Origin of the sequence: Fructilactobacillus fructivorans (genome assembly GCF_001434095.1) — a bacterium.
GTDB lineage: Bacteria > Bacillota > Bacilli > Lactobacillales > Lactobacillaceae > Fructilactobacillus > Fructilactobacillus fructivorans.
The window spans coordinates 385,535-391,764 of record NZ_AZDS01000001.1; the positions used below are offsets into that span (position 1 = coordinate 385,535).

The 6,230-nt window shown below is 38.3% G+C and carries 5 protein-coding genes and 12 tRNA genes; 1 reads left to right on the forward strand and 16 read right to left on the reverse strand.

Going from position 1 to position 6,230, the window contains the following annotated elements:
• Positions 1–28: 28 nt before the first annotated feature.
• From pepF to FC73_RS02015, 4 genes are read right to left on the reverse strand one after another with little or no spacing between them, the layout of a single operon-like run.
• A complete protein-coding gene (gene pepF / locus FC73_RS02000) occupies positions 29–1,831 on the reverse strand; it encodes an oligoendopeptidase F (protein ID WP_010021172.1) in 1,803 nt (600 codons plus the stop codon).
• A 15-nt stretch (positions 1,832–1,846) separates the two neighbouring features.
• A complete protein-coding gene (locus FC73_RS02005) occupies positions 1,847–2,908 on the reverse strand; it encodes a competence protein CoiA (protein ID WP_158529758.1) in 1,062 nt (353 codons plus the stop codon).
• A 56-nt stretch (positions 2,909–2,964) separates the two neighbouring features.
• Positions 2,965–3,669 carry an adaptor protein MecA gene (locus FC73_RS02010; RefSeq protein ID WP_010021170.1) on the reverse strand — a complete coding sequence of 235 codons (705 nt, stop codon included), beginning with the start codon at positions 3,667–3,669 and terminating at the stop codon, positions 2,965–2,967.
• Positions 3,670–3,691: 22 nt separating this feature from the next.
• Entirely contained in the window at positions 3,692–4,432 is a 741-nt protein-coding gene (locus FC73_RS02015) for an MBL fold metallo-hydrolase (RefSeq protein WP_010021168.1), read from the reverse strand.
• Between the two features lie 103 nt (positions 4,433–4,535).
• On the opposite strand from FC73_RS02015, the gene FC73_RS02020 reads away from it, so the two are divergent.
• On the forward strand, positions 4,536–5,036 hold the full coding sequence (locus tag FC73_RS02020) for a hypothetical protein (protein WP_010021166.1): 501 nt from the start codon (positions 4,536–4,538) through the stop codon (positions 5,034–5,036).
• A gap of 50 nt (positions 5,037–5,086) precedes the next feature.
• On the opposite strand, the gene FC73_RS02025 is transcribed toward FC73_RS02020, so the two are convergent.
• The 12 genes from FC73_RS02025 to FC73_RS02080 form a co-directional block, all read right to left on the reverse strand.
• Positions 5,087–5,161: transfer RNA gene (locus tag FC73_RS02025), tRNA-Asp, on the reverse strand.
• A gap of 4 nt (positions 5,162–5,165) precedes the next feature.
• Positions 5,166–5,239, reverse strand: a tRNA-Met gene (locus FC73_RS02030).
• 30 nt (positions 5,240–5,269) lie between these two features.
• A tRNA-Glu gene (locus FC73_RS02035) sits at positions 5,270–5,342 on the reverse strand.
• A gap of 7 nt (positions 5,343–5,349) precedes the next feature.
• A tRNA-Ser gene (locus FC73_RS02040) sits at positions 5,350–5,437 on the reverse strand.
• 3 nt (positions 5,438–5,440) lie between these two features.
• Positions 5,441–5,515, reverse strand: a tRNA-Ile gene (locus FC73_RS02045).
• A 17-nt stretch (positions 5,516–5,532) separates the two neighbouring features.
• Positions 5,533–5,603: transfer RNA gene (locus FC73_RS02050), tRNA-Gly, on the reverse strand.
• Between the two features lie 20 nt (positions 5,604–5,623).
• Positions 5,624–5,696 (reverse strand) — tRNA-Phe (locus FC73_RS02055).
• A gap of 7 nt (positions 5,697–5,703) precedes the next feature.
• A tRNA-Asp gene (locus FC73_RS02060) sits at positions 5,704–5,778 on the reverse strand.
• 4 nt (positions 5,779–5,782) lie between these two features.
• Positions 5,783–5,856 (reverse strand) — tRNA-Met (locus tag FC73_RS02065).
• 9 nt (positions 5,857–5,865) lie between these two features.
• Positions 5,866–5,955, reverse strand: a tRNA-Ser gene (locus tag FC73_RS02070).
• Positions 5,956–6,020: 65 nt separating this feature from the next.
• Positions 6,021–6,094, reverse strand: a tRNA-Ile gene (locus tag FC73_RS02075).
• 9 nt (positions 6,095–6,103) lie between these two features.
• A tRNA-Met gene (locus FC73_RS02080) sits at positions 6,104–6,177 on the reverse strand.
• Positions 6,178–6,230: the final 53 nt, after the last annotated feature.

Sequence of the window (6,230 nt, forward strand, 5' to 3'; positions counted from 1 at the left end):
TAATATTTCAAACATGATGCCTATAAATCTATAACATTTTTTCTAATTCATTTAATCGTCGCTCAAACTTATCGAAGGCTTGATTTAAATAATCTGGTTTTGTCATATCAACCCCAGCTGCTTTCATTATTGAAATGGGATCTTTACTACTTCCCGATTTCAAATAATTCAGATATGCTGCAACTTTTTCAGGATCACCGCTGGTAATACGATCCGCCAAAGCCGAAGCAGCGGCAAATCCTGTTGCATACTGGTAAACGTAGAAATCATAGTAAAAATGAGGAATTCGAGACCATTCGAGTCGAATTTCAGGATCAGAAACCACGTCATCACCATAATATTTTTGATTCAGTTTTAGATAATATTTATTCATAAAATCAGCCGTTAGCGATTTCCCAGATTGTTCAGAAGCGTGAATGAACTCTTCAAACTCAGCAAATTGGGTTTGACGGAAAATGGTTCCCTTCACCCCATCCAGATAGGAATTAAGAATATACTTGATAACTTCTGGATCAGAATTATTCTTAAGTAAATAATCTGTCAAAATATTTTCATTGGTTGTGGAAGCAATTTCGGCCACAAAAATTGAATAATCTCCGTATTGATATGGTTGATTATGGGAAGAATAATAGCTATGCATACTATGACCAGTCTCATGAACTAACGTATAGAGATTATCAAGATTATCCTGCCAGTTAAGTAAAACAAAGGGATTAGTATCATACATCCCTGAAGAATAGGCCCCAGTCCGTTTGCCCTTGTTTTCCACTACATCGATCCAACGATTATTAAATTCTTCTTTAACGTGCTGAAGATAATCGGGACCGTAAACACTTAAAGCTTTTAGCGCTTCTTCTTTGGCTTGATCAAAAGTGTACTTAAGACTTGGTTTCCCACTCAACGGAACATACATATCATACATATGAAGTTCAGGAACATTTAGAATCTTCTTACGAAGAGCTACATAACGATGCAACAACGGTAAATGTTCGTGAACACTTTGAATTAAAGTCCGATAAACCACTTCAGGGATTTCATTCTCACTCATTGCCATTTCTCTAGCAGAATTGTACTTCCGAGTTTGGGCTTCAAAATTATGAACGGCAACCTCCGAAGATAGTGTTGAAGCGAGTGTGTTTTGAAATTGATCAAAAGTTGAGTAAAAGGCTTTAAAAGTATTTTTTCGCACTGTAGGATTTTGTGATTCTAAAAGTAAACTATAAATACCATTTGAAAGACGCACTTTTTTGCCAGACCCATCATCAACTTCTGGAAATTTAAGATCGGAACTGTCTAAAATCCCAAAGGTCTTTTCAGGAGATTCAAAAATGGTCGCTGCTCCTGCAAGCAACTTTTCTTGATCTTCAGGTAAGACGTGATCTTTATTTACCAAAATTTCATCAAAAAAGCGCCCATATTCTTTTAGTGCTGGATTATCTTGGGTAAACTGCCGAATTTTATCAGACCCAAGTGCAATGATCTCTGGCTCCAACCACGACTGAGCCTGACCAACGTCACTTCCTAACTTCTCCACTCGATCCATGTCACTTTGTAAATCATTATTAGTTGTGTCAACATCACTTGCCGATTGAGCATAAACGTATAATTTTTCATATTTTCGATTTAAATTTAGAACCTTCGTAATTACACTCAATAGTTGTTCAGCATTCTGTCCTAATCGACCCTTTAGGCGACTAACATCATGGACCTGTTTTTTGACTTCATCATAAGACTTTTCGAACTCTGAATGATTTTTATAAATCGTGGTTAAATCCCAAGTTAATTCCCGTGGGACTTCGTTTCGCTTGGGTAAATTTTGTATCTCTGACATTTTATAATCTCCATTTCATGAACATTCCCTAATTACATTAATCTTAGCATAGACATCCCGATACCACGTAAAATCGCTTACTTGTTTAATAATTCCATGTTCAATTACCAATAATTTTCGATCAATTAAATCATTTAAAAAGCCGTTAATATAGGACACACGCAATTCTTTAACGTTTACGAGAAAAACAAAATGATCCGTAAAATCAAGTTTTTGATAAACTTCGCTCACAAATTGACGAATCCTCTTACCAACCCACTTTTTTAATTCGCATATAATCATCACGACCCACTTTAACCATTGCTTACCAAAGACTGGTGGTAGATCACGATAGTGATGACAAATAAGAGGACAACCAGTGATTGAACTATGATGATAATAACAATATTCTTGTAACTTCATCATATTGGGATCCAGATGTCGGACCTGGTACTCGATTCTCTGACAAACCTTAATTAAATTAGGATGTAATTGCTCTTTTTGACGATTACTTTTAAAAAAAGCTATCATTGTAGCCCATTTCGTAAACGTTCGATCCTGATACTGATATTTTCCATCGCTCTGACATATACAATAACGAAGCAAATACCGTGATGTCAGTGGATCAAGATAAATAAGATAAAAACCAGTATTTTTATGATATCTGAGAAATTTAAGGACATTTGGACTAGCAAGTCGTTTTCGATAATATTTCATTCCTAAGATCCAGAATGAAGTAATACCAATTGAAAGGTATCCAGAAACACGCTCAGTCAGTCGTTTCAGCGTAATTGGGCTACATTGGTACTCAACTGCTAAGTGATGATAAAGGACATCTGCACGTTGCTTAATCATAGGTAAATAAACTTCTACCCTAGTACCATTTGGTAGTGAATGAAGAATACGAAATTTCCCCAAATTATGAACGTATGATTCACCTTCATTTGAATTACACTTTGAATTTGATTGATGTGCAAAATGTGGGATCTTATTGATGCCCTTTCTAAGTACCAGTAATTCACCGCACTCACAACAACGATAGTGATGGGTTTTTAATGCATCACTTGCTTTAACTAACCTTCCATTTTCGTATGCCATTAACATAATGAACCCTTAGCAATATACGAAAAAAGATCCGCCATTGGCGAATCTTTTTAATTAAAATAATATGCAATGGTTTCAAGTGCATTTCCAGTTGTAATTTGCTTCCCATGCTTTTTCAATTCATTTTCCGTAACTGATGCGATTTGGCCATACTCATAAACAATTCCCATCTCATCGTTAATCATATGATTAAGATCTTTGAAGTTAGTATTCCCTTCACTATCATATTGACCGTTTAAATGATAGCGGAACAGAACGAGATATGAGTTTTGATACTGATACAAATCAGTCTTAAGCTCCACTGCATGACGTGGCGTTACTTCCTTCCATTTATTGGCCAGACCAATCAGGTCATCAAATGAATTAAATTTAATTGGGATGGTCCGCTTACCAAGCTTTTTATCAAAAATATCATATTTATCACGGACATCATTAACGGTAACTGGTTGGGGATCCTGTTCAATTTCATTTAACGGTGGCATCATACCACCGTTATCACCAACACGATTTGAAATATTTTTGTCTTGGCTAATAAATAATTCCAAACCATCTTGACTGGGTAGAATCTGAAAGAGCACCGTATCAGTATCAGTGAAATCTTTTTCAACGTCCGCTTCGTCTAGGATACTGTAGAAAAATTGTTCACATTTCTCTCGATTGCCGAGCAAATCAAGCATTCCGATCCCATGTTTCTTCAAATCTTCTTTATTAATTAATACACGGATTGTATCTTTGTTAATACGATGAAATTTCATAAAACAAATCTACCTCCTCTATCTAAATACTAATTGTCCTTCTAATCTCAGGTAATTCGACATGAATGTCTTTCCCTGCTGCTTTTTGGGATTGCTTTAGAAGTTCCAAATGGCTGCCATGTTGTGGAAGATGACTTATTAATAAATTCTTACTATTAGATAAGCGAGCTAATCTCCCAGATTGTTTAGACGTCATGTGCCATAGTTCTCCGTCAACATCCTCAAAGAAATTCGTATCTGATATTAACATATCAGAGTCTTTAACGAAATCAATCAGACCATCAAAATAACGGGTATCAGCCGTATAACTTAAAATCTTTCCAGTAGAACGTTCCTTGATCCTTATTGCAAAAGCAGGAACCGGATGAATGGTTTTTAAAAACGTCATTGTAAATGGTCCCACTTCAATTTCACTATCAGCACTAAATGGTTCCTTCTCGGTAGAATTAGGCCAATCTAATTGATTATAATGAATTTGATCAGCTGTATTTCCATAAATTGGCAAAACGTCAGTATTATACCGTTGATCATGAAGTTGCCAATAATATTGTAAGACCCCTACATCAGCAATATGATCAGCATGATAATGGGACAGAATCACTGCATTTAATTTCAAGGGATCAATAACTTGCTCTAGTGACAGCATAACTCCACTACCACAATCAATTAATAAGTTAAAATCATCACTTGTTAAAAGATAACCACTCGTACCAATGTTATTGTATGGATATCCACCATAATCGCCTAAAACCGTAAGTTTCATTTTAATCACCCTTTTTCAAAAATTAAGACATTTTCCTTTTAACTCGTTAGGATTTATTCTAAACTAATTATGAAGTAATTTACATCAAAAGGAAGTTAATAATATGATAAGACAAATTTCTGTAACATTTGGCACGAAGAATGTGTTAGTTAACATCATGAAAAAGTACCCAGAAAGGGACTTGGCACTATTCTCTACCAATAACAACGATTCAGGTCTTCAACTACTAGATTATAGTGGAAAAGAATCTATTTTTAAGAGCCCCATCACATATGACGTCCTTTCACACGTTGGAGAAGATGATTGGAGTTACTTCATTAATTATGTTGAACTTTCACCTTCAGACGACCAACGTAAAGTACTCGATGCAAATATGAACACGTTCATGAGCAGTCCAGACTTACCAACAGGGATGTTCTCAGCATACTACATGTCTGATTCGAAGGATCACACTAAACGAATCATTCTTACTCTGTGGAGAGGAGCTTATGCTTATAACGATTGGGCTAATCATCCTGATAGCGTAGTTTCTAAGTTCAAAAATGATCCAAACATTAACTACCGAACTGCAAGCTATCAACGAGTTGCCCCAACCAATAACTAAATAAATATAAAAAAAGAGATGAATTAATTCATCTCTTTTTTTATATGATACGGTTCGTACGAGACTCGAACTCGTGATCTCCTGCGTGACAGGCAGGCGTCCTGAACCAACTAGACCAACGAACCAAAATTGCGGGAGCTGGATTTGAACCAACGACCTCCGGGTTATGAGCCCGACGAGCTACCAGACTGCTCTATCCCGCGATAATTATATAATATATTGAATAATGAAGATGACCCGTACGGGATTCGAACCCATGTTACTGCCGTGAAAGGGCAGTGTCTTAAACCACTTGACCAACGGGTCATAAAAACGGAGAAGGAGAGATTCGAACTCTCGCGCCGCTTACGCGACCTACACCCTTAGCAGGGGCGCCTCTTCAGCCACTTGAGTACTTCTCCAAATGGGTCTAGGTGGACTCGAACCATCGACCTCACGCTTATCAGGCGTGCGCTCTAAACCGACTGAGCTATAGACCCAAATGAAACATAATAAAAGCGGGTGACGAGAATCGGACTCGCGACAGTAGCTTGGAAGGCTACGGTTTTACCACTAAACTACACCCGCAGAAATAATATTCAATTAAGTGGCGCGGGACAGAATCGAACTGCCGACACACGGAGCTTCAATCCGTTGCTCTACCAACTGAGCTACCGAGCCGTTTAAGCGGTTCGTACGAGACTCGAACTCGTGATCTCCTGCGTGACAGGCAGGCGTCCTGAACCAACTAGACCAACGAACCAAAATTGCGGGAGCTGGATTTGAACCAACGACCTCCGGGTTATGAGCCCGACGAGCTACCAGACTGCTCTATCCCGCGATAATATAAAGGAGGATGAGAGATTCGAACTCTCGCGCGATTTGACTCGCCTGACGGTTTTCAAGACCGTTCCCTTCAGCCAGACTTGGGTAATCCTCCAAAACGATATGATAATTATAACACATAGGTTTATAAAGCTCAACGCCCACCAAATAGCATTTGGATGGACCTTGTAGGACTCGAACCTACGACCGGACGGTTATGAGCCGTCTGCTCTAACCAACTGAGCTAAAGGTCCAAGACCTAATCGCGGCAGAGGGGATCGAACCCCCGACCTCCCGGGTATGAACCGGACGCTCTAGCCAGCTGAGCTACACCGCGATTTAAGATACGTAAAGTATCTAATCGGGAAGACAGGATTCGAACCTGCGACC